23 protein-coding genes and 2 pseudogenes are annotated in these 23242 nt (G+C 47.9%); 3 read left to right on the top strand and 22 right to left on the bottom strand.

What is annotated here, in order from left to right; all coding sequences use genetic code 11:
* Positions 1-8: 8 nt before the first annotated feature.
* The 6 genes from KZ483_RS01695 to KZ483_RS01670 form a co-directional block, all read right to left on the bottom strand.
* Positions 9-1751, bottom strand: a complete 1743-nt coding sequence (locus KZ483_RS01695; protein ID WP_258881502.1) for an ABC transporter ATP-binding protein — start codon at positions 1749-1751, stop codon at positions 9-11.
* Between the two features lie 245 nt (positions 1752-1996).
* The gene (locus KZ483_RS01690) at positions 1997-2587 is read right to left on the bottom strand and encodes a DsbA family oxidoreductase (protein WP_220351069.1); all 591 of its coding nucleotides are present in this window, start codon (positions 2585-2587) and stop codon (positions 1997-1999) included.
* 72 nt (positions 2588-2659) lie between these two features.
* Complete coding sequence (locus KZ483_RS01685) at positions 2660-3649, bottom strand: asparaginase (RefSeq protein ID WP_220351068.1); 990 nt, start codon at positions 3647-3649, stop codon at positions 2660-2662.
* A gap of 24 nt (positions 3650-3673) precedes the next feature.
* Positions 3674-4396: an amino acid ABC transporter ATP-binding protein gene (locus tag KZ483_RS01680; RefSeq protein ID WP_220351067.1), complete on the bottom strand. Its 723-nt coding sequence runs from the start codon at positions 4394-4396 to the stop codon at positions 3674-3676.
* A complete protein-coding gene (locus tag KZ483_RS01675) occupies positions 4393-5088 on the bottom strand; it encodes an amino acid ABC transporter permease (RefSeq protein WP_258881501.1) in 696 nt (231 codons plus the stop codon). Before KZ483_RS01675 ends, KZ483_RS01680 begins: the two co-directional genes overlap by 4 nt.
* Before the next feature lie 50 nt (positions 5089-5138).
* A complete protein-coding gene (locus tag KZ483_RS01670; protein ID WP_220351066.1) occupies positions 5139-5948 on the bottom strand; it encodes a transporter substrate-binding domain-containing protein in 810 nt (269 codons plus the stop codon).
* A gap of 508 nt (positions 5949-6456) precedes the next feature.
* On the opposite strand from KZ483_RS01670, the gene KZ483_RS01665 reads away from it, so the two are divergent.
* On the top strand, positions 6457-8103 hold the full coding sequence (locus tag KZ483_RS01665; RefSeq protein ID WP_258881500.1) for a ClC family H(+)/Cl(-) exchange transporter: 1647 nt from the start codon (positions 6457-6459) through the stop codon (positions 8101-8103).
* A gap of 24 nt (positions 8104-8127) precedes the next feature.
* Here KZ483_RS01665 and KZ483_RS01660 read toward each other — a convergent pair whose 3' ends face one another.
* The 5 genes from KZ483_RS01660 to KZ483_RS01640 all read right to left on the bottom strand — a co-directional run bounded on the left by KZ483_RS01660 (position 8128) and on the right by KZ483_RS01640 (position 12715).
* The gene (locus KZ483_RS01660) at positions 8128-9021 is read right to left on the bottom strand and encodes a response regulator (RefSeq protein ID WP_220351065.1); all 894 of its coding nucleotides are present in this window, start codon (positions 9019-9021) and stop codon (positions 8128-8130) included.
* The gene (locus KZ483_RS01655; protein WP_220351064.1) at positions 8993-10309 is read right to left on the bottom strand and encodes an ATP-binding protein; all 1317 of its coding nucleotides are present in this window, start codon (positions 10307-10309) and stop codon (positions 8993-8995) included. Before KZ483_RS01655 ends, KZ483_RS01660 begins: the two co-directional genes overlap by 29 nt.
* 201 nt (positions 10310-10510) lie before the next feature.
* Positions 10511-10984: a transcription elongation factor GreA gene (gene greA / locus KZ483_RS01650; protein WP_220351063.1), complete on the bottom strand. Its 474-nt coding sequence runs from the start codon at positions 10982-10984 to the stop codon at positions 10511-10513.
* 101 nt (positions 10985-11085) lie between these two features.
* A complete protein-coding gene (locus KZ483_RS01645; RefSeq protein ID WP_220351062.1) occupies positions 11086-11661 on the bottom strand; it encodes a uracil-DNA glycosylase in 576 nt (191 codons plus the stop codon).
* A gap of 184 nt (positions 11662-11845) precedes the next feature.
* Positions 11846-12715, bottom strand: a complete 870-nt coding sequence (locus KZ483_RS01640) for a DMT family transporter (protein ID WP_220351061.1) — start codon at positions 12713-12715, stop codon at positions 11846-11848.
* Positions 12716-12854: 139 nt separating this feature from the next.
* On the opposite strand from KZ483_RS01640, the gene KZ483_RS01635 reads away from it, so the two are divergent.
* Positions 12855-13550 carry an ArsR/SmtB family transcription factor gene (locus KZ483_RS01635; RefSeq protein WP_220351060.1) on the top strand — a complete coding sequence of 232 codons (696 nt, stop codon included), beginning with the start codon at positions 12855-12857 and terminating at the stop codon, positions 13548-13550.
* 10 nt (positions 13551-13560) lie between these two features.
* Here the strand turns inward: KZ483_RS01635 and KZ483_RS01630 are convergent.
* The 7 genes and pseudogenes from KZ483_RS01630 to KZ483_RS01605 form a co-directional block, all read right to left on the bottom strand.
* Positions 13561-13695 (bottom strand): annotated as a pseudogene (locus KZ483_RS01630) (zinc-binding dehydrogenase); the annotation flags it as partial.
* A 26-nt stretch (positions 13696-13721) separates the two neighbouring features.
* Positions 13722-13835: pseudogene (locus tag KZ483_RS28995) on the bottom strand (NAD(P)-dependent alcohol dehydrogenase); the annotation flags it as partial.
* A 53-nt stretch (positions 13836-13888) separates the two neighbouring features.
* On the bottom strand, positions 13889-14104 hold the full coding sequence (locus tag KZ483_RS01625) for a helix-turn-helix transcriptional regulator (RefSeq protein ID WP_220351058.1): 216 nt from the start codon (positions 14102-14104) through the stop codon (positions 13889-13891).
* 1 nt (position 14105) lies between these two features.
* Positions 14106-14552 carry a hypothetical protein gene (locus KZ483_RS01620; protein WP_220351057.1) on the bottom strand — a complete coding sequence of 149 codons (447 nt, stop codon included), beginning with the start codon at positions 14550-14552 and terminating at the stop codon, positions 14106-14108.
* Positions 14553-14742: 190 nt separating this feature from the next.
* Positions 14743-15165: a chromate resistance protein ChrB domain-containing protein gene (locus KZ483_RS01615; RefSeq protein WP_220351056.1), complete on the bottom strand. Its 423-nt coding sequence runs from the start codon at positions 15163-15165 to the stop codon at positions 14743-14745.
* Complete coding sequence (locus tag KZ483_RS01610) at positions 15166-15597, bottom strand: Chromate resistance protein ChrB (RefSeq protein ID WP_220351055.1); 432 nt, start codon at positions 15595-15597, stop codon at positions 15166-15168. It lies immediately after the preceding gene.
* A gap of 15 nt (positions 15598-15612) precedes the next feature.
* On the bottom strand, positions 15613-16818 hold the full coding sequence (locus KZ483_RS01605; RefSeq protein ID WP_220351054.1) for a chromate transporter: 1206 nt from the start codon (positions 16816-16818) through the stop codon (positions 15613-15615).
* 356 nt (positions 16819-17174) lie between these two features.
* Between KZ483_RS01605 and KZ483_RS01600 the strand changes: the two genes are divergently transcribed.
* The gene (locus tag KZ483_RS01600; protein ID WP_220351053.1) at positions 17175-18215 is read left to right on the top strand and encodes a stalk domain-containing protein; all 1041 of its coding nucleotides are present in this window, start codon (positions 17175-17177) and stop codon (positions 18213-18215) included.
* A gap of 230 nt (positions 18216-18445) precedes the next feature.
* Here the strand turns inward: KZ483_RS01600 and KZ483_RS01595 are convergent, their stop codons facing one another.
* The 4 genes from KZ483_RS01595 to KZ483_RS01580 form a co-directional block, all read right to left on the bottom strand.
* Positions 18446-19804, bottom strand: a complete 1359-nt coding sequence (locus tag KZ483_RS01595; RefSeq protein ID WP_258881499.1) for an amidohydrolase family protein — start codon at positions 19802-19804, stop codon at positions 18446-18448.
* Positions 19801-20496 carry an NAD(P)H-dependent oxidoreductase gene (locus tag KZ483_RS01590; RefSeq protein WP_220351052.1) on the bottom strand — a complete coding sequence of 232 codons (696 nt, stop codon included), beginning with the start codon at positions 20494-20496 and terminating at the stop codon, positions 19801-19803. Before KZ483_RS01590 ends, KZ483_RS01595 begins: the two co-directional genes overlap by 4 nt.
* A gap of 172 nt (positions 20497-20668) precedes the next feature.
* Positions 20669-21709: an ABC transporter substrate-binding protein gene (locus KZ483_RS01585; RefSeq protein ID WP_220351051.1), complete on the bottom strand. Its 1041-nt coding sequence runs from the start codon at positions 21707-21709 to the stop codon at positions 20669-20671.
* A 172-nt stretch (positions 21710-21881) separates the two neighbouring features.
* Positions 21882-23213, bottom strand: coding sequence for an amidohydrolase family protein (locus tag KZ483_RS01580; RefSeq protein WP_258881498.1), 1332 nt, complete (start codon positions 23211-23213; stop codon positions 21882-21884).
* Between the last annotated feature and the right edge of the window lie 29 nt (positions 23214-23242).

The following is a 23242-nucleotide window of genomic DNA, read 5'->3' as shown; positions in this document are numbered from 1 at the left end:
ACAGAACTTTATTCCTCCAGGCTTGCTTCCATCTGCTGGCGCTCCCATTGCTCCTTGTACCAGCCGCCAAGCATCATAAGCTCATCATGGGTGCCTTCTTCCAGTATCCGTCCTTCATCGAGCACAAGGATCCAATTCGCATGACTGACCGCGGATAGACGGTGCGTCGTAATTAATGTTGTTTTACCCGCACGTTCCTGCCGGATATGATGGAGTATCCGGCTCTCCGTCCTCGCATCCACAGCCGATAAAGAATCATCGAGCAGCAGAATTTCCGAGTCGATGAGGAGCGCTCTCGCAATTGCAAGACGCTGCTTTTGTCCGCCGGACAGCATAACGCCGTTCTCGCCTACTATCGTCTCCAGTCCCTCAGGCATTTGCGCTATATCCTGGGTAAACGACGCCATCTCCACCGCTCTGGCAATCTGGCTGTGCGAGGCGTCGGGCTTGCCCAGGGCGATATTATCCCGAATCGATTTGGACAACAGCAGATGCTCCTGCGGCACATATGCGACCCAGCGCTTCATCTGGTCCAAAGCAATCTGTTCAACCGGAACTCCCGAGATAAGCAGCTTTCCCTGTTCAACCGGAAATTGGCGTAGCAGCTGCTTGAGCAGCGTACTCTTCCCGCTTCCTGTCTTTCCTACAATCCCAAGCGTCTGCCCCCGCTCCAGGCGGAAGGAAATTTCATTAAGGCTGGGATGGCTGGATGTAGGATAGGTGAAGGACAGCTTCTTCATCTCGATACGCGTTGGCGCTTCGACTGCGGTCGGCGCTTCAGGCTCCAGCACATCCGCCGGCTGGGCCAAAGCCGTGTCCAAACGATCCGCCGAGGCGCTCCCGCGCTGCAGCACATTAATAAATTCGCCGAAGGAAATCATCGGCCAGATGAGCATTCCCAAATAAATGTTAAATGAGATCAGTTGTCCGAGCGTAATTTGCCCGTCGAATACCAGATAAGAGCCGTAGCCTATGCCAATCGAATAGCTTACTCCTACGATCAATGAAATAATCGGCTGAAAGAGCGCGTTTAGAATTGATACTTGCTTGTTCTTATTCATAACCTCAGAGGTCATTTTGTCGAAAGCGGAGAGGTCATGATCTTCCTGCACATAGGAACGAATGACGCGGATGCCGGAAATCGATTCCAGCGCGTGGTCGTTCATTTTGCCGAAAGAGGCTTGCGCCTCAAGAAACCGGTTTCTTACTTGATTGCCAAGTTTACTAATTACGAAGACCAGAGCAGGCAGCGGGATCAGCGCCGCGAGCATTAATTTGAAGCTGATCAAGGAAATCATGGTAACAATGACGACGGAAGCGCCAACCAGCGTGTTAACGAGCGTCATTACGCCATATCCCGCCGTCTGGCCGATGGCCAGTACGTCGTTGGTCGCCAGCGCCATCAGCTGCCCAGTGCTGTTCCTCTGGAAGAAGGCCGGAGTCATCCGGGTCAAATGCGCGAGGAGCCGTCCTCTGAGCAGCTTCTCGATCAGCGCCGAGTTGCCGAACAGGGTCGTAATCCATGTATAGACCATTACATATAGAAGCAGGGAAAGTCCAACCAGTAATAACACGGTTTGGCTTAAACCCGATGCCGTCAAATCCCCTTTTCCGATATGGTCAATCGTGTTCCCGATCATTTTCGGCGGTATGATAGACAGCAGGCTGACGCAAGTCATTAATCCCACGGCTATCGCATAGCTGGCCCATCTCGATTTGAAAAACCACTGCAGCCGAGTCACGAATGACAAGGCGATCACCTCTCTCCCTAATACGCATATGTAGATTTTACAGTTTCTTCCGGATGAAGTCCAGGCAAACAATTTTTCCAAGTTATCTTTACTATAGCACATATGTTCGTATTAATGCTACAAAAATAACCATTTCATTCCCCCATAAAACGATGATTAAACGGGAGATGAAACGGCTATTTTGGTAAATCAGTTATGCGAACACACAAATTCAAGTGGAGATTCGGACTATACATATCAGCTTCTTACAGCTGTTCGGATATCGCTCTTTCGAACGTCTCCTTGCTCGCAACTCCTTGGATTACCTTGCTTCCGATCACGAACGTTGGTACGGCGGAGATTCTTTGCTCAGCCGCTTTCTGCAGCGCTCGCCGGTGCGCCTCTTTGTACGTTCCGCGTTCCAACGCCGACTTAAAGCTCTCCCTGTCGAGATTTATTTCGCCGGCCAGCTTCGTCAGCACTTCGATGTCTCCAATATTCTGCTCTTCCTGGTAAAACGCATCGGAGACGCGGATGTAAAACTCATTTGCTTTTCCATGCGCCTTGGCAAATTGATATCCTTCAAACGCCAGCCCTGTATAAGGATGCGGCGATACGTGCGGCAGCTTCATATCCACGCCAAACTCTTTCGCTTTCGGATAAATATACTGCTCCCAGCCGGCCAATTTGGAAGGGTCCGACCACGGATCGATCGGCGGGTTCGGATAAGGCCGCAGCTCGAACGGCATCCACTCGATTTGGACATCTTTACCCGCAATGGCGTCCTCGAGCGGCTTCTTGCCCAAATAACAAAACGGACATACGAAATCAGTGTAAACTTGAATCGTTAAGCTCACGACTGCTGCCTCCTGTCAAATTAAAGTTTGTATCCTGTAATTATTATAGTTACAGGTGTGGCAGCTGTCAATCTAAAGGTTCCTGTCGCCTGCAATCGGCGTTTCCATTAAGGTCTTTATCATCCTCAGATCGGTGCTCTTTCCGAGCGCCCACATCAATTTGGGCACGACCGCTTCTTTATTCATATCCTTGGAGGAAATAATGAGCTCCCCGTTCACTTTCCGCCCTACTTCATAAACAGTAAGGTCCCCGCCTTCCTCAAGACATTGGGTAGCGATTACGACAGCTACTCCCGCATCAATCAGCTCATTGATCTTGGGGACGAGGTTTCTGCCTTGGAACGGGACTCCGCCCAGCCCGAAGCCTTCAATTATAACGCCTTTGTACTGCTGTTTAAGAAAATCGAAGAGCTCCGGTTTCGTTCCCGGATGCAGCTTTAACAGAAAAACATCGGTGCATAGAGCAGTATCCAGCTTAACCCTATTGCTATGTTCTTGTAATAAAGGCTTGCAGTATGTTACCGCGTCATCTTCAATATAAGCAATATATGGGTGATTAATACTTCTAAAGGCATCGTAGCTTCGGGTTCTCATTTTCACAGCTCTGGTCCCGTTAATCACTTTACCGTTGAAAACGATAAATACGCCACCGGCTGCTTCACAAGCAAATCGGGCGGCGTCGGCAATGTTTTTTCTGGCGTCGGTGTTTGCATAGTCAATAGGAACCTGGGAGCCTGTAATGACAACCGGTTTGGCCAAATTTTGCAGCATATAAGAAAGCGCCGCGGATGTATATCCCATCGTATCGGTGCCATGCGTGATGACAAATCCGTCATAACGGCCGTAGTTTTCGAAGACAGCCTCAGCTAAAGTCACCCAGTTCTCGGGCTGCATATTCGTGCTGTCAATCTCCATCACCGTTTTACTTTCAACCTTATACATTGAACCCAGCTCCGGCAAATACTTAACGATTTCTTCATCCGTAATTCCCGGAGCCAGTCCGTCTTTCCCGGATACCGAGGCGATGGTGCCGCCTGTGGTCAATAGAAGTATTTTCTTCATATACACGCCTTCTTCTCATTCCATCTACAGGATTTTGCCGAGAAATGCTTTTGTGCGTTCATGCTTCGGGGAATCAAATATCCCGGAAGGAGGCCCTTCTTCAATAATATATCCCCCATCCATGAAAATGACACGGTCTGCCACTTCACGGGCGAAGCCCATTTCATGAGTGACGACGATCATCGTTATCCCTTCATGGGCCAGCCGCTTCATCACCTGCAGAACTTCACCCACCATCTCGGGATCGAGCGCCGATGTCGGTTCGTCGAACAGCATCACGCGAGGATTCATCGCAAGCGCCCTGGCAATAGCCGCACGCTGCTGTTGACCGCCCGACAAACGCTCGGGGTATTCATCTCTTTTCCCTTCGAGGCCTACCTTACGCAGCAGCTCCATCGCTTGCTGCTCATTAAGCTTTTTGTCCATCTTCTTCACGTATTTTGGCGCGAGCATAATGTTTTCGAGTACGGTCAAGTGCGGGAATAAATTAAACTGCTGGAATACCATGCCTACATTCTGACGCAGCTGGTCGATATTTGTTTTCGGTGAAGTGACCTCTGCATCTCCGATCACAATTGTCCCGGAGGTCACATCCTCAAGAAGGTTCAAACACCTCAGGAAGGTACTTTTACCCGAACCGGACGGTCCGATAACGCAAACGACCTCTTTCTCCTCCACCGTTGTTGATATATCCTTCAGCACTTCTAGCGAACCGAAATTCTTTTTCAGGTTTTGCACGCTAATCATTTCAGCTCGTACCTCCTCTCAAGCAGACGGGATAACTGGGTTAGCGCATAGATTATTATGAAATAGAAGACACCGACTGCACCCCAAATTTCAAACGCGCGAAAGTTCGAAGAAATAATAATTTCTCCGCTCTGCGTCAGCTCCTGAATTCCAATGACGGATAACAGGGAAGTATCTTTTATACTAATAATAAACTGATTCATAAATGCGGGTATCATACGACGTAAAGCTTGGGGGAGAATGACCAGCCTCATCGTCAAAAACCGGCTTAACCCAAGCGACCTGGCCGCTTCCACCTGGCCTTTGCTTATGGATTTAATGCCTCCGCGAACAACCTCTGCAATATAGGCGCCTGCATTCAAGCTTACTGCCGCAATGCCCGCGACCTCCGGAGATAGCCGAATATCCAGAAAAGCAGGCAGGCCCAAATAAATAAAAAAGATTTGAACCAGGAGCGGCGTCCCCCTGATAATATCGACATAAGCCGTAGCGGCTCCCCGCAGGAACTTGTTCCTGGACGTATTCATCAGTCCAGCGATCAAGCCGATAACAAAGGCAATGCATAACGAAATGGACGCAATCTTCAGCGTAATCAGAACACCCTGCAGCAATACGGGTAATGCATCCACAATAACCTGCGGCGTAAAATGCAACCTCTTCACCATCCCTTCATCAGTATTCCTTGTGTTCATGTGTGCAATAGGCGGCGGAGCAGCCCTGCCGCTCCGCCTCCGATATGCTGCTATTGTGCGGCTTTTCCAACGTATTTCTCGACAATTTCATCATACTTCCCGTTTTCTTTAAGCTTTTTGAGTCCATCATTTATTTTCTTCAGCAGCTCTTCGTTATCTTTGCCGACCGCAATTCCGTAATAGTCCCCGTTGAGCCGATCGCCCACGATTTTCAGATTAGCGTTCGGATCCACTGCAATCTTGTAGGATATAACCGGGTAATCTTCCAACGTTACATCGGCGTTTTTATTGACTACTTCCTGGAACATCGTCGGGCTGTCGTCAAAATATCTGATTTGCGCGCCGTATTGTTTCGCCAGCTCCTCCGCCTTCTTCGCGCCGGACGTGCCTTTTTTGATCGCAATCATTTTCCCCTTCAAATCTTCCGGGCCCTTAATAGTTGTATTATCAGAGCGAACGACAAGCGAAAGTCCTGCTTTATAATACGGGTCCGACAGACCGACGACCTGCTTGCGCTCGTCTGTAATACTGATTCCCGCTACCGCGCCGTCCAATTGGCCCGCCGTGATCGCCGGAATAATGGCTTTAAAGTCCATCGGTTTCAGATCTACCTGAAAGCCCTCTTCTGCGCCAATTGCGTTAATCAGATCAATGTCGATGCCGATGTACTTGCCATCCTTTTCAAATTCGAAAGGAGGGTATGTCGCGTCGGTGCCAAAGGTGTATGTTACAAGCTCTTTTTTCGCATCTCCCGCCTGAGCAGTCCCTGCCGAGCTTGTTTCAGCGGTTCCTTTATTGCCGCAAGCACTCAGCGTTAATGCAATAACAGCCGCAAGTAAGATTAGACCCAATTTCTTCATATAATAGCCCCGTTTCCTTTAATTTTGTGAAACTCGTTCAATCGATGCTTTGATAGTATCCCTTTCACTACAGCAACCTACAGAATCCGACAAAAAATAAATAACATTGCATGAGAATATAATTAACAATGAAAAACTGCAGGAAGAATTTTGTTTTGAATATCAGAAATGCATTCGCTTACATATCAGGTGACAATATTGTAAAGTTAGAATACCTAACATTTGACTCGCTCCGAACCTCTCACGCGCCAAAAAATGCCGCCAGCTTGTCCGACATGAGAATTTTGGATGTGATTGTATAATCGACACGTAAGGTTCGAAACACAATCGAAAAAAATAAGCTACAATAAGAACATTGAGAAGAAACGGAAATTTCACATCGGAACAGAAGTAAACACTGTGTTAGAGATTCTGCGGGAGGACGGACGATGGGGTCGTGTCGGGTGGCACAAATGCAATCCGGCTTTGAAGCCGGGCAGCGTTTTGCATTTTATAATGTTTCCGGATAATGAATGACACGGAAATCGAATATAGTAGGAGAATACGAACGTTTTATCAGCAAGGGGGAATCTATATCAACCGTAATAATACCGTAAACACTTTGTCCTCTTGGATAAATTTTAAATATAAACTGATTGTGCAAGGAATGATCATCGGGTTATCTACCGGACTCGTTGTCGCCCTGTACCGGTTTATTCTTGCCTATTCGCTAAATACGGTACAATCAGCGTATCGTTGGCAGTTGAAGCATCCTGCTTTCATTCCGGTCTGGTTTGTTGTGTTGGCTGTCGGAGGTTGGATTACCGGATTAATCGTGAAGAGACACCCGATCATTTCCGGAAGCGGAATCCCCCAAGTGAAAGGCGTTCTGCACAGCCTGATCGATATGACCTGGTGGAAAACGATCATCGGCAAATGTATTGGCGGAGCCATATGCATCGGGGCAGGCTTATCTCTGGGAAGAGAAGGGCCGTCGATTCAAATCGGTGCCGCTCTGGGCCAAGGTTTCAGCCGGATCTTCAAAAAAGTGAAAACCGAGGAAAACTTCATGATCACTTGCGAAGCCAGCGCAGGTCTGTCTGCAGCGTTTAATGCGCCTATTGCCGGCGTCATTTTTGCGCTGGAGGAAATGCATGCGAATTTTTCGCCGCTGGTTATGATTAGCGCGCTCGCTTCTTCGCTTGCTGCCGGCTTTATTTCAAATGTTTTTTTTGGTCTGGGCCCGCTATTCCATTTTGGCGACATCGCTTCAGTCCCGTTATACAACTATGCCTTTATCATCGTCCTGGGAGCGTTAACCGGTGCTCTGGGCATTGTCTTTAATAGAGCGCTGTTTATGACGCAGGATCTCTATCAGTATCAGCGGTGGGTTCCTGCAGCAATGAGACCCGTTGTCCCATTCCTGCTTGCAGGCGTTCTTGGATTCACCCTGCCGGAGGTTCTCGGCGGAGGGAACGAGCTTGTAGATACGCTTTTTGCGGGCAGCTTTACTTTGACGTTTCTGGGTATTCTTTTACTCGTGAAATTTATGTTTACGATGATCAGTTACGGCTCATCCGCTCCCGGAGGCATATTTTTGCCCATGCTTGTTGCCGGAGCTCTGATCGGGGCTATTTATTTCAAATTGATTCATGACGTTCTCGGTTATAGACACGTCGATATGGGGGCCTTCATCTTACTGGCAATGGCCGGATATTTCACCGCCGTTGTCAAGGCGCCCATCACAGGCATTATTCTCATTACCGAAATGACAGGATCGTTCTCAAACCTGCTCCCCGCCGGAGTTGTCTGCTTCACGGCATACATTGTCGTCGAATTATTCCACTCCAAGCCCATTTATGAAGAACTTTTGGAACGACTCTTACTAAAGAGGGGTGCTACTATCGTTTCCCAAAGGGGGGTGAAAATGTTATTGGAATTTCCGGTCCATATGGCTTCAGAGCTGGAAGGCAAACGGATAAAAGATTTTCGGTGGCCTGCTCACTGTCTGATCGTCGGAATAAAACGGGCAGATACAGAACTTATTCCAACCGGAGAAACATTTCTTCGTTCCGGTGACTACCTGGTTATTCTGACAAATGAAGAGGCAGCAGCGAACGTTCGGTCAACCTTGACAAATATAACCTATCACACAACAAAGACGACCTTTCAGTAAAGGGCGTCTTTATTGTTGTTATGTTCAGCCTTTCATTTTTTCCAGTACTTCCATATAAAAAACATGCAAAAACTTCTTAATGTTTACCTTTCCTTTCTCGGGCTTCAACTCTTCATCCATAGCTTTCATCTTCAACCTTACATCTTGAAAATCAAAGTAAAGCGGTGCGTAATATTCAAATTTGGGATTACAGTAATCCGTTAAACCTAGCGAGGCTAAGTTTATTAGCGCGGCCATGACGGTACGCCGAATTCGCTGCTCGACCGCTTTACTCTCTTTGTCAATATCGCTCTTGCCTTGCTTATAGGTTCGCGCGACCGCTTCATATAATTCCTTCAGCGGCGGGAAGTCTCTGGCCCCCCCGTGCCCGATCAAATATTCCATTATGGCAATGATATCTTTGCTGCCGATCTCACCGATGATTCCCAAGTCCAATAAGATCGGCTTGATGCAATCACGCGGGGCTCTTTCCGTCCGGCCCAAGGTCGCTTCCAAGATATCGAATTTCGCCAAAGATTGCTTGATTTCAAGTATATGGCGCTCGTATTTCCGCCGCTCGTTCACTTTCGCCAATACGGCTTCCACTTCCAGACGGTTTATTGGCTTATGGATAAAGAACTCGATCCCCTTCTGGTAGGCTTGTCCAACCATTTCTTTATTTTCAATTTGCGAAATCATAATAAATTTTCCATTGTACCCTTGATGCTTCAATTGCGTTATGGTCTCGATGCCATCCTGATCGGGCATTAATAAATCAATCAACACGATATCCGGATTCTTTTCAAGAATGACCCGGACCCCCTCCGACCCGCCTTCCGCCATTTCCGCAACCTCGCCGAGACCGCAATTTTCAATAATATTTTGCAGCATGCGTCTGCTTACCGGATCGTCATCCACGATTATGAAAGAAAGCGACATCGGATTCTCCTCCTTTTTGTAAACCGGTAAACGGGATACGGACGGTAAATCGGGTTCCGCGTGCTATCCCGTGCGGCTCTACGAAGATCTCACCGTTCAAGGAATGAACAATATCCCTTACATGAGAGAGGCCGATCCCAGTCGCCGCAATCCCTTCCTCATTAAATTTGGTCGTGAAGCCCGGTTCAAAGATAAGATCGCGGTCCTGCTCCGGTATGCCTTTTCCGGAGTCCGAGACAACAAATAAAATTTCATTGTTTTGTTCAAAAACATGTATCTTTATCGTTCCGTATTTCTGGATAGCTTCCACGGCGTTCGATACCAAATTGTTAAGCACCGTTAGTAGGGGAATAAAGTGGGGAGTCAGGAAATTTGCTTCCGCTTCTTTTTCAAAAACAATCTTCTTGTTCAGCATCCGGCTGTATTCCTGGTTTCCTTTTACGACAAAGTTGAGGATCTCAGGTAGATTCATATCAACAATGACTTCACTGTCATATAACTTCAACAAGCCCGCCAGAATACGCTGCGAATCTTTCTTCACCTCATGGATTTGCTGAGCAATCACTAACGCCTGTCCGCCGTAATCGTTCAGACTGTCTTCCTTTAATTTACGATATAGATCGAAGCTGTTTGCAGTAATGGACTCGATCGTATCCATTGATTTTCTTAAATAAAAGGTTTCCCCGTATAATCCCGCTCCGACGTTTAACATCTGCTCCATCCGCTTTTCCTGCTCGGCGTGAAGGAGTCGCATTTGACTTATTGAAATGCTGCTGCAGACCCCGATTACAAAATAACTTCGCACAACCGCAATGGTTATCAACTGAACCAACTCATGAGGAGAAAGCGCATTTGTGCCGACCAGCACCCCTCTGACCAAGAGCTCCGTGACATTGGAAGCAAAATCGATCGCAGAAACAATCGCGCCTAACAGAAGCGGATGGTATACGTTCATTCTTCGCCTTATCCTGCTAAGTGCAATAGCAAAAACAACATAGTAAAACCCGGCTGCCAGATTATTTTGCACGGCTGCAAAGACAGAATATGAGCCCGTCTGGAGCATCCATTCCCCGGATTGAAAGGCCACACTGACTATTCCCGTGATGATCCCGGTTTTTATATAGGATAAGTGACGCATGAATAATAAAAAAAACAGATATATACTGACACCGAGGCCAATCCGGAAGAAATCGCCGGTGAAGGGATTAAGCTTGAATTCAGCGCCAATGGCCGTAGCCAAGGCGATTATGAACATCTGTAGTCCTTCATTTTTGACGAAATTTCGCATCCCGGGATCGGCTCCTGCTGAAAATTCATTCCTTATAGGTCCCTTCCAACGAGCAGACCTGTTCATGATATATATGCTAACACAGATTTAACACTTTGAACATAAACCGCTTTGAACCAAAAATTACATGCCCGTAACCGAACAAAACGCCCCCAGCTTGCCTTAACGGCTAGATGGAGGACGTCCTTAAATCAGTGACTATTATACAGCTCTTATTTCAAGAAGCTCATATTTAATTACTCCCATAGGTGCATCAACGCGGATAATATCACCAACCGCCTTATCCAGAAGCGCTTTCCCCAGCGGGCTCTCATAGGAAATTTTATCTTCAAGAACATCCGCTTCGGCAGGTCCAACGATCCGGTATTCGATCTTCTCTTGAAACTCTATGTCATTGAGCACAACAATGGAACCGATTTGAACCTTTGTCAGATCCACGCTGTCAACGACTTGAGCATTTTTCAACATTCTTGTCAGGGTAAGAATTCTTGTTTCCATAAACGACTGATCATTCTTCGCGGAATGATATTCGCTGTTTTCCTTGAGATCGCCATAGCTGATCGCTGTCTTCAGACGGCTGGCCAGCTCTTTGCGTTTGACTGTTTTAAGATCCTCCAGCTCAAGCTCTAATTTAGCAAATCCCTCTCGGGTTAAAATAATTTCCTCTTTCGACATTTCTACAGCTCCTAATCAGCTTACCGATTTTTATTGACCGTTCCATAGTTAATTGTACACTACGCGCGGCAATCGTGCGCACACGAATTAGGGTGGAAAAATTATGTAAAAGTCTGGATTTTTTCGGAAACGAGCCTCAGATCTTCAATGAAGAATTTCAAAAATGCAGGTCTTCGGCGTACGGCCAAGGGGTGATAGGAGAAAGCTGCGGGTATCCCTTGGATAGAGTGCCACCTTCCTCTAAGCCCTTTCACATCCGCTGCATTGCTTGAGAACAATGACTGGGCTACCGTATTGCCTAATCCTAACAGCAAATGAGGCTTCTTCTGACCGAGCTGCAGCTGCAAATGAGGGAAGCATTGTTCTCTGGCCAGCGGCTTATCATACGTCCGCACCGGTCGGCACTTCAGCAGGTAGCTTACATACACCGATTTAATGGCAATGCCTACCTCCAATAATCCGTGCTGGAGCGTTTCCCGGGTGCCGCAGACAAAAGGATGGCCTTCCCTGTCTTCCCTGGCACCAGGGTTATCAAGCAGGATGAAAACCGGCGCATCCGGGTTGCCTTCGCCCCATATCACCCGCTGCCGCTGCTTCGAGAGCTCACAACGTTGACATTCTATTGCATGCGGAGGCGGGGATTCCTCGGGTAAGGTTAACGGTTTAAAGGCATCCATGGTGATGTCTCCTTGCTTATGTAAATTTGTTACTTTTTCATATCTTATCCAACTTCACCAAAAAACACGCAATAGCTCTCTATGTAACTACGCTGGCGCATTTCCTCTCTCGACCCCGATCGACCCCGACTTGCGGTAACAAACACATCGCCGCGCGAACGGCTACATATGCCGTAATGATCTTTTATCTTTGTGAAAGCTTCTTGTCTGCAGAAGTCCAGTTGACCAAAAAAAGTCCGATACAAATGAAGAAACCTCCTATATATACATACCATTGGACGACTTCTCCAAGTATGGCCCAACCGGACAAAACACCAAAAAACGGTGCCAAAAATAAAAATGCACTTGTTTTTCCGGGATCCCCTTGTTTTAGCAAGTAATACCATGCCGCAAACTGTACAATGGAGCCCATAATTGCCAGATACAGAACAATCCATATAGACTCAGCGTTAATTATTAAGGTCGGAGATTCCATCGTTACACTCATGAATAACAAGAGCAGACCTCCAAACAGCATCTGGTAAGCCGTTAACACCCATATATCAAACTGCGAGCCCCATCTTTTCACCAGGATTGTGGCAATTGACCAGGAGAGCGCCGATCCCAGCCCCAGCAAAGTCCCGGTTTTCATTTGCAGATGGAATCCAAGGGTTATAACGACACCCAAAAAACCAATAAAGACCCCTATCCATTGGGATAGTTGATATCTCGTTCCGAGAAACCATGTTCCCAATATAACAACAAGGAGCGGATTAACAAAAGTTAATATAGATGACTCCCCCGCTGTAATCGTACGCAAGCTTAAAAAGATACATCCCATTACTCCCGCTGTCTGAAAGAGCCCCACAAGAACCACTTTGCTCCAATCATGCATAGAGGCAGGAAAGCGGTTTTTCCTTACCCACAGGGCCATGAGAATTCCTGCTGTCGTAAAGCGAAGTCCGGCCAGAAGAAACGGTGAGATGTACGCTAGACCCATTTTCCCGACAGCAAAGGAAGATCCCATAAGGGAAGTGGTAAGTAGAACCAGTATTCCATAAAAAACAGGGTTCATGTTTTTTCTCCTCGACCACTTAATTATTAGAAGTCGATTGTAACATACTTACTATTCGATTATGATCGAAATATGAATGTTATAAAGAGCGCATGATTTAGAAAGAATTAAACAAAAGCTCTATAGGAGGTTTAGGAGTATGACTTCAAGCCCTAATATTGCGGAGGTTGCATCTCTTATCGCAGATCCATCCCGCTTAGCTATTCTTGTAAGCCTTCTAGGAGGAAAAGCTTTACCTGCCAGCGAGTTAGCCCGCACGGCTCGAATTACACCCCAGACGGCCAGTTCGCACCTTGCCAAAATGGTCAAAGGCGGTCTACTCATCCATGAGTCGTACGGTCGTCATAAATATTTCCGGCTGGCTAACAGCGACGTTGGGCACGCACTCGAGGCACTTCAAACCATTGCACCTCCAAGACCGGTTCGGTCATTACGAGAATCGGAGCAGGTAAAAGCATTGCGAATTGCTCGTACCTGCTATGATCATCTGGCAGGTAAGCTTGGGTGTGCTCTAACAGATAGACTACTCGAATTAAGGTGTATTGAGAAATCAGGCAACAAAGATTTCATTTTGAGTGCAGAAGGAAAGAAGAGATTGCAAGAGCTTGGAGTTGAAATCGAAGGAAGTCCAACAAGACGTCGTTATTTTGCACGTCAATGTTTGGACTGGAGCGAACGTCGGCACCATTTAGCCGGAAGCTTGGGATCAGCACTTACAAGCCGACTATTTAAGCTTGGTTGGATCGAGTATTTACCTGATGGCCGAGCTGTGCGCGTAACAGATACTGGAATCAAAGGGTTATTCGACGAATTCGGGTTGTTGTTAGAAATATAACCTTTTCATGTTACACCGTTATCACGACATTCCCTCTTTTGTGTCCAATATCTACATACCGGTGGGCCTCAGCTATTTGTTCCAGCGGATAGCTTCTATCTATGACGGATTTTATTTTCCCTGCCTCAATAAGCTCCTTGAAGAAAACTTGATCTCCAGCCTTTTCCTTCATGATACTGCTGTGGCACGAACTCTAATCAGTATTTCATTATCCCTGGGAGCAGGCTTTTCCAGCTCTTTGCGCTGATCCGGCGGTCCATATTTGGTGAACACAATTGCTTTCATAAGCACCTCTCCCCGTAATCGTACTTTTTAAGCTTAAAAATAATTGTTCACCATTAACTGTCCTCAAAAGAGAAGACCTCTTCCAAAGGCAGGTTGAACACGCGGGCAATGCGAAAAGCCAATTCCAGAGATGGGGAGTAATTGCCTTTTTCGATCGCTACGATCGTCTGCCGCGTCACACCCGCTTTATCAGCCAGCTGCTGCTGGGTCATTTCATCATGATTGAACCGTAAGGCCCGAATATTGTTGCGAATAAGACATCTGCCCATCTTAGACTCCTCTCCGGTAAAGATAGAGCTGCGTTACGGTCCCGACCACCTCTGACACGAACCCTGAGGCAATAAGAATGATGAACATGACATAGGGCGGCATATTCATAACCAGTGGAACCATTGACAGAAGAAAGCCTATCATAAACACATAATGGGAATTTCTTGTTGCTTTCAATCCAATCACCTTGTCGAATTCATCCGTAATTGAAGGCTCTTTCTCTTTGGTTGCTATTGTATTGATAGTGCTGAATACGATATGAATGATGATTTTGGCTGCAATCGACACCGGGATCAGAATTAAGATGAATGCTCCCCAGAAGCTGAGTTCATCTGCCGAATTAAAGCTTCTTTCCTGGTATCTTTGAAAAACATACATACAGTAGAGCGGTAAAATCAGTAAGGTGGTAATTAGAGATACAATATTTCTTTTTTCCTGAAAGGACATGCCTTCCTCTCCCCCATCTGTTAAGCATTAGTTCAAGTAAAACTTTATATACACAAAGTAACACTTAGCATACACTGTGTCAAGTTTATTTTACATTATAGAAGACAGAGCAGCGTAAAAGCGAATGAAAGGGCATACTTCGAAGGAATAGTGTTTGCTCTAATAATGAACCGATGAAGTCGGTTCTTTTTTATTGCTCTTTTTCCGATGATATTCGTGAATATAAAGCTTCAAAAATCAACCCACCTCTATCTAAAGCAGTTAAATCATCGGGGGAGGTCATACGGATTCCATCACAAATAAAATCTAAACCCGGTGCTACAGGCTCTAAAAATGCTTCCTGCACTGTATCTGCTTCATCTACAATCCGTGCGATACGTTCCAAAACGGGGTCTTTAATTTCAAATTCTTTTAGCATCGTATGGAATGTACAATGACCTCTACGATGGGTAAGTCGAACTCCCGGTATATCAAACGGTTCAGCACCCTCGGGTAAGGGCTTATGACCTACAGGTATAAATAAAAATTCCGCATCCGAATCAATACATTTTCTAATCAGCCAAGCACATGCCATCCTATCTACACCAACATTTTCCCAAGTAACCCACTTCATTTATTGGTCCCTCCCCCTAGCACCTTGCAGTTCCGCCAATACACGTTTCCCTAATTCAGATTGAAAATAATCTTGTGATTTAACCTGATGATATTTTTTAGTTAATGAAACAAGGTCAAATTGTTCCTTTTTCAGTTCGTTCAAGATTGCAATATACTCTTGGTCCACTTGTTCAATGAACTCTTTTTTAATGGTTTCATCCTGTCCGCCTAATACAAGATGTGATTCCCAAAGTGAGGCTTCGCCGCCAAGTTCTTGTATCTCTAGTACAATCCATTGGAATTGTTCTTTTGTTTTAGGTGTACAAGGAAGGCACCAAACGGATTCATGCAGGAGAACAGCACCTAGCCGCTTAAGTTTTCGCCATACGTAAACACGGGTTTTACTCGGATTACGAGGAAGTTTATACAATAAATGTAACCAGTTCTGCACTAATCCACCGCCTAATTAATGCGTCGTAGGGTATAAAAATAATCCAATAATAGCTGATACAAGAATAATAACGGGTTCTGAAACCTTTTTACTTTTCCATAGTAATCCAAGGGTTATTAGTGCAAGCAAAGCTGTAGGAATATCAATAATCGACCTTTGACCTAGTACAATAACTGCACCGCTAATGGCACCTGTTGCCGCCGCTGTTACACCATTTACAAAAGCATTGATTCCGGGTTGTTTGCCGTACTTCTTAAAAAACGGAGCCGGAATAATGGTCAGCAGGTAACAAGGGAGAAAGGTAGCAATAGCGGCAACACTAGCACCCGGAAACCCGGCGACCAAATAACCAATAAATCCGGTTGTTATTACTACAGGTCCCGGTGTAATCATTGCTACCGCCACTGCATCAAGGAATTGTTGGGCAGTTAGCCAACCATACTCTTTTACCACACCGCTGTAAAGGAAAGGTACGATAGCAAGACCACTCCCAAATACAAATGCCCCTGCTTTTGTAAAGAAAGTAAAGATGCTCCATAATGTACCATAACCAGTACTGGAAACCGCCAGGGCACCTATTGCCGAGACAATTGGAAAAGGTGACAAACTATTCAGCTTTGTTTTTCTCCACAATTTCCTTGGTGGTTGTTTTACCAACCAGTATACAATTCCTGCCCCAAGAAACAAAAGAACACTCTCAGATTCTGTAATTACTGTCACCGCACCTGCAATCAAGAAGATAGTCCATAGTAACCAATCCTTCCCAATGGTTTTTCTGGTTAGTTTATAAGCACTAAAAGCGATAATTCCAATAACACTGGCTCCTACTGCATAAAATACAGCCTGCATCCATGTTATACCACCAAATCGAATATATGCCCAACCTAAAGCAACAACCATGAAAAATGAAGGAATAACAAAAGCGAAACCCACTAATGTTGCTCCAAGAAAACGGTAATGGACGTACCCGAGATAAATTGCTAGTTGAGCCGCCAAGGGACCGGGAGCAAGCTGTGCCAATGCTAAACCATCCTTATAGTCAGCTTCTGAAATCCAACCTCGTTTTTCAACCAAGTCCCGGTACATGTAACCTGTTAGCGCCACAGGACCCCCGAATCCCCAAGTCCCTAACTTAAGAAAAAACAAGAATAGTCCCCATAGCGTGTAGGTGGCACCTTGAATTTGAACTCCAGATTCATCTTTCGTTAATGGCTCACTCACTATTTTCTCCTCCTTATCACCCTTGTAATACTGGTTACATTTTGAATTGTAATACTGGTTACATAATATTTCAACTTATAAATAATGCGACAGTAAGTCTTTTAAGGACATAAATATAGACGCAAAGAGAAGGCGGCTCAATAACATCGCCCACCCTCAGGGATTGAGTGATTTAACCCAAGAGGCTTAATCGTTTGCCCCTCTTAATTTAAGTAACACTGTACAACAACTGATTTTCAATGCCATGCATCCGGTCCGGAACAAAGCGAGAGTGTCCTGTCAACATTTACAACAAAACTATTTCGTCTTGACTTCGTTTAAGTATATGGACAAAATCTATCACAGGAGATGAAGAAATGACGAAAATGAAAGGCCTACTGCTCTCTCTACTGACTATATCCTTCTTATATTCGACCTCTGCGCATGCAGAAACGGAGCCTCAAGCTCAGACGACTCCAGGCACGATATCCATATATTTGGACGGTCAACAGCTGCAGCCTGAAGTTTCGCCGCTTGTCATCAACGGTACAGTACTTGTTCCTATGCGCGAGCTGTTTGAAGGTCTGGGTGCGAGCTTAACTTGGAACAATACGGACAAAACAGTCACAGCAGATAAGGGTGACACAACGCTTACCTATCGTATTGGCCAGCTAACAGCTAATCTAAATAATCAAAGCCTAGTTCTGGCCACTCCCGGTCAAATCACTGAAGGTTACACCATGATACCGCTGCGCTTCGTTAGCGAAGCCTTGGGAAGCACCGTAAAATGGGAGCCGGAGACCCGATCGGTCCAAATCTCGTCTACATATGATACTTCCATCCTTCAGGGCGTCAATCTACGAAGCTTGCCAAGCTCACAAAGCAGCTCCACAAGTCTGGAAATGCTGCCTGCAGGCTCCAAGATTGATGTTATCCGTGAAGTTGACGCTTTTTGGATAGAAGTACGCACCGAAGATAACAAAACCGGTTACATATCGGCGAAACCGAAATATTCCGATTACACAAGCCCCTCCCTTATTGAAAATCAAGCGGATGAGCTTATTTCTTACGGAAAGAAATATCTGGGCACACCGTACGTTTTCGGTGCTTCAACGGACCAGACAGATACCTTTGACTGCTCTTCTTTTGTTAAGCGTGTGTTCCAGGATGTTCTGTCAATCGATCTTCCGCGCGTATCCTATGATCAGGCCAAGGTAGGCAAGGAAGTCGGGATCGACGACCTGCGTAAAGGAGACTTATTGTTCTTCTCTGCACGCAATCTGGAGATCGGACATGTTGCCATTTATGCAGGAAATAATGAGATTTTGCATACGTATTCGAAGGAACTCGGCGTGCATGTTGAGGCCTTCGACGGTCAGTGGAAGAAACGGTTCGTTACAGCCCGCAGAATATTCTAGAACAAGTGATTCCAGAAGAACGGACCTACCAACGCCCACTCGTAACTGACCTAAGAAGAGGCAGTTAATTGAATAATAGAAAACAAACCCCAATTCCATGTCTGCATGGGATTGGGGTTTGTTTTTTATCAATTAATTTCCCTCGGATTGGATCAACGGATCGATCTGTATGGCCGATAGTACCGTGATTTAAAAAAGAGTTGACCAGATCTCTGCTGCTCAGCCCTTTTTTACGACTGACTAGGGAAAAAGCCTATTTGCATCGGAAGCTCGGGCTCCCGCACCGCAATTGTCCAATCTGTCTCTTCTTTCGCGATCCGCAGGCTTGTGGCCGCGGGTAACGTTTCTGCGATGATGAGTCCGCTTCGGAACACGAACCGAGGCGACAACCGCTGACGAATCAGATCGCCCGAGTCCTTCGCGTCGAACAAAAGGAACGAGGCGGGGGCTCCATCCTGGATGACGCCGCCTTGAAAACTGTAAGACTCCAGATTCATCGCCGCAGCCCCGCCCTCTGTAATCATCCCAAGCAGGGTTCGCATTTCGGTACGTCCACTCATATGAGCCAGATGGGCAGCCATGTGGGCGGCATCTAGTGGATTGCCCGTACCAAGGGGATAGAACGGCGAACGAATATCATCGTGGGATAGCGCAACGTTGATACCCGCGCGCTGAAATTCCTTAATGCGCGTAATTCCTCTTCCCTTGGGGTAGCCGTCATAACGACCTTGCATAACACTGTTAATTAGCGGACAAGCGACGATCGAGAGTCCGGACTGTTTGACCAGCCCAATGACTTTCTGGAAATATGATTCATTATAATAAGCTGCGGCGTTTGCATGCGCCGCCGTCGCCCGGGAGCCAATCCCTGTAGACAGCGCCAATGAGGCGCAGACCTCCAGATACTTGGAATTCTCGTCATCCGTCTCGTCACAGAAAACATGAACATACGCACCGCTGCGATTCGCAAGGTCGAACGCCTTCCGCAATGACAGCACTCCTTCCTCGCGGGTGCGCTCCAGGTGCGGAACCGCGGACACTCCGTCCGCACCCATTCGCAGCGCTTCCTTCATCCGCTCCTCGTTGTCCGGACAACACATGATTCCGTCCTGGGGAAATGCCGTAACCTGGATTTCTATCTGCCCTCGATAGCGCTCTTTGATCTCCATTATGGCTTCCAGTGCCGTCAGCTTTGGATCGCCAATGTCGACCATCGAACGCAGATGAAGAACACCGTACCCAAGATAGAGACGAATCGTGCGCTCCGCTCTTGCGATGACATCCTCCTTCGTGAGCGTCATCTTACGTGCAGACCAGATTTCGATTCCTTCCGCCAGCGTACCGCTCTCGTTCCAGACGGGATTCCCCGCGGTCAGCGCCGTATCCAGATGGACGTGCGGCTCAACGAACGGAGGCACTAACAGCCTGCCTTCCGCGTCGAGCGTCTCCGAGGCAGCCGCTGTGAACTGGCCCATTCCCGCAATAAGCCCATCCCGTATCGCAATATCGATATTTGTACCGTCTCCAGTCAGACGGACATTTCTCACAATCAAATCATAAGCGTTCATCAGCTCATCCCCGCCATTCATTTGATGCCTCTAGTCGCTTCGGCAAATCGCGCCACGCGGGCACCCAGCCTGCCGGCCATTATTAGCTCGCGCTCGTCTGGAGTTCTCGAACTATCCGGCCCCGCCAGGGTGGAGGGTCCGTAGGGAGAACCACCGATTGCGTCCGCCGTCAAATATTCGGGATTCTGAGAATAAGGAAGACCGACGTAAATTAGACCGAAATGAAGCAGCGGTACGATCGAGGTCAAAATCGTCGCCTCGTGGCCGGTATGGATCGAACCGGCGCTCGTCATGACTCCAGTCGGTTTTCCCTCTAATTCTCCACTTGCGCACAGACTGCCTGACATATCGAGGAACGACTTGACCTGCGCCGGCATCGAGCCGTAATAGGTCGGGAAGCCCCAAACAATGCCATCCGCCCAGCGCAGATCGTCATGACAGGCTTCCGGTACCTCCTTTTGCTCCTTTTGGGACCTCTCGTACTTATCCCATCTTGCATCGACACGGAACTTGCAAGGCAGCGAGTCTTCCCCGCGGTCTTGCCTGCGGCTCGGATGGTCGAGTAGTGCCGTTACGTTGCCCGGGGAACTAAACTCCGGTATGCGAACCACCCTCACCTCGTGCCCTTCGTCTCGGGCTCCCTTTGCAGCCGCTTCAGTCATCCGATGGATATGTCCGTATGCACTGAAATAGATGATTAAGACCCTCGCCATTCTCGCCCCTCCCTACTTTGAAAAAACGACAGGAGCCGCGGCGTGAACGCGTATGGCCCCTGTCCTGTCCCTATTTACACTCTCTCGGTGAAGACCCGCAAGCGCGGCTGCGATTGTCCCGCACCATTTCACGTGGCCTTCGTCCGGCCCTCAGCCCTACGCTGACAACTCGTTATTTTCCGGGAAGAAACTCGTTCGTGAACACTTGATCAATCGGCTCAGCTTTCTTCAGAATGCCAACGTCGACCAACTGCTTCTGCAGCCCTTCCCACACGTCCTTGCTCATGTAACCGACTCCGTTTGCCTCAGCGTCCCCGCCGTAGATAAGCGGCTCCTGGGCTTTCGCGCCAAACGCCATCGCTTCCAGCTTCAGATCCGGGTTTTTTTCCTGCATTACTTTGTTGATTTCTTCGGAATTGTCCTTATAGTAATCCCAGCCCTTGATGGATGCTTCGACGTAAGCTTTGACGATATCCGGGTGGTTCTTCATGTAGTCTTCCGTGGTGAAAAGAATGTTGCCGTACTGCTTGTAGCCAAGATCATAATTGAGGAAGTATTCGACGTCTACGCCCTCCTCCTTCATCGAGAACGGCTCGGAGGTTACATATATTTGTGTGGCGGAGCCCGGATCAGCAACGAAATTGGCGAGCGAACCGGTATACTTCATCTCCTCCACCTTGTCCAGCTTGTAAGCCTTCTTGAGATATTCCCAGAATGCTGCGCCGCTCCCTACGTAAACCTTATGACCGTTCAACTCTGAGATGTCCTTGTATTTGCCTTTATGGAACATAATGCCTTGCGGGTTCTTTTGGAATGTCGCCGCGATTGCCACGAGTGGAATTCCGTTTTCCCGTGCTATCAAGATCTCGTCCGCCTGCCCCATTCCGAATTCGGCCTTGCCGGAAGCAACGATCTGCGAAGCGGAGACCCCTGGGCCGCCGGACTGGATTGTCATTTCAAGCCCCGCGTCCTTGTAAAAGCCCTTTGAAAGCGCTGCATACTGCCCGCCATGCTCCGGCTCCGCAAACCAGTTAGTCACCTGTGTAACTTTGGTCATCTGAACTACCGCAGGCTTGTTACTCGGCGATTCGCTGCTCTGTGAAGAGGCTTCTTCCTTGTCAGACCCACAGGCCGACAGCACCATGACGGCGATCACTATTAAAGATAGCGCCCCTAACCTGATCTTCTTGACTCTCGTACTTTTTGCCAGCATGCTTCTTCCTCCCTCATCCGTTGATTCTCTATATATGCATCCGCTTGATACGCGGATAAGCACCAAGGAATTCGGCCTCTCCAGGCCCGAAGCTCTAAATTCAGGTAAACAACGGTTAGCCTGAGGTTAAAGAGATCAATAAATGCGCACTCCGAAAATCCGGCAGGGTTGATTATTTTACACTTACAGTCGCATTGTCTGATAACGGGTCCGTCCACTGCCGCTTCAACTCGGACGCATAGATCCAGCGTGTCTTGTTGTATACCCAGCGCGTGGCGGGAAGCTCCTGGAAGAGTTCTTCCCCTGATACCGCGTCTAAGACGACGAAGCTCGCCGGATTGCCGGAAGAAACACCGTAGTCAGGAATACCGGCAATGGTCGCCGGTAGATGTGTCAGCATCCGCAGCACCGTAACGATATCCTCTTCACGGGCCAAATGTGCTGCATAGGCAGTCATTAGACCGATCTGAAGCACGTCTCCCCGGCCGAACGGATGGAACGGATCTTGGATGTTATCGGAGGCTGCCGCAACGGGAACCCCGGCATTCACCAGCTCCTTGACCCGCGTCAGACCCCGTCTCACGTTGCCCTGATCGCCGCGGCCCTGCAGGTACAGATTGACCGCGGGAAGCGTGACTGCTCCGATACCCGCCTCAGCCATCTTGGCAATCAGCCGGTCGGCCTCCTCTTGAGCCATCGCGGATAGCGAACATAGATGCCCCGCTGCCGCCCTTCCTGCATAGCCGTGAATGAGGACTTGGTCGCAATAGGCATCGATCGTTTTGACCTCAGGATTGTCAGATTCATCGCAGTGAAAATCGATCGGCCTGCCAAACGCCGTCGCGAGCTGGAACGCCCAGCGAATTCCCTCTTCTGGGTCAGGCGCCAGATGCGGTGCTCCGCCGACGCCATCGACGCCCATTTGCAGCGTCTCCTCGGCAAACTCAGTGAGCCCTCTTTTTATGGCGGGATCGTAAAAATACATCGGAAAGTACTGGATGTCCACGAATTCTTTCACTATCTCCCTCGCCTCCAAAGCTGCCTCCACCGTACGCAGTGCAACCTCGCGGCCAAGATGGAAGGGAACATCGAGATGACTGCGAAGCATAAGGCTGCCGAAGGAAGCTGCTCGAAGCGCGGCCTTGACAATCCGTTCCCTTATCGATTCCTTGCTGAAGGTCGGGGCGATGGAACGGTAATTTTCGATCGCTTCCAGAAGCGTCCCCGAGCGATTGCGTACATGAGCGATCGAATATGCTTTGTCCAGATGCATATGGACGTCTACAAATCCGGGCAGCAGCACCCGCTCCTGCAGATCAATCTCCCGGGCTGACCGAAGCTCCTCGAAGTTTAGCTTGGAGATCGGCACGTGCCGATCCGATACTACAATCTCTTCCTGAGCTTCAATGGAAGACCACTTTCCGTCCCTGATTGTTAGCTTGAACAGACCATCGCCCTGTGCCAGGGGCAATCTTGCGTTGACGGCTTCCAGATCTGCCGGCATGTCCGTCACCATCCTTTCGAGTTGTCGTT

Source organism: Paenibacillus sp. sptzw28, assembly GCF_019550795.1.
Taxonomy (GTDB): domain Bacteria; phylum Bacillota; class Bacilli; order Paenibacillales; family Paenibacillaceae; genus Paenibacillus_Z.
Note: the sequence above shows the minus strand (reverse complement) of the source record. Positions and strands in the feature narration are given on the sequence as shown.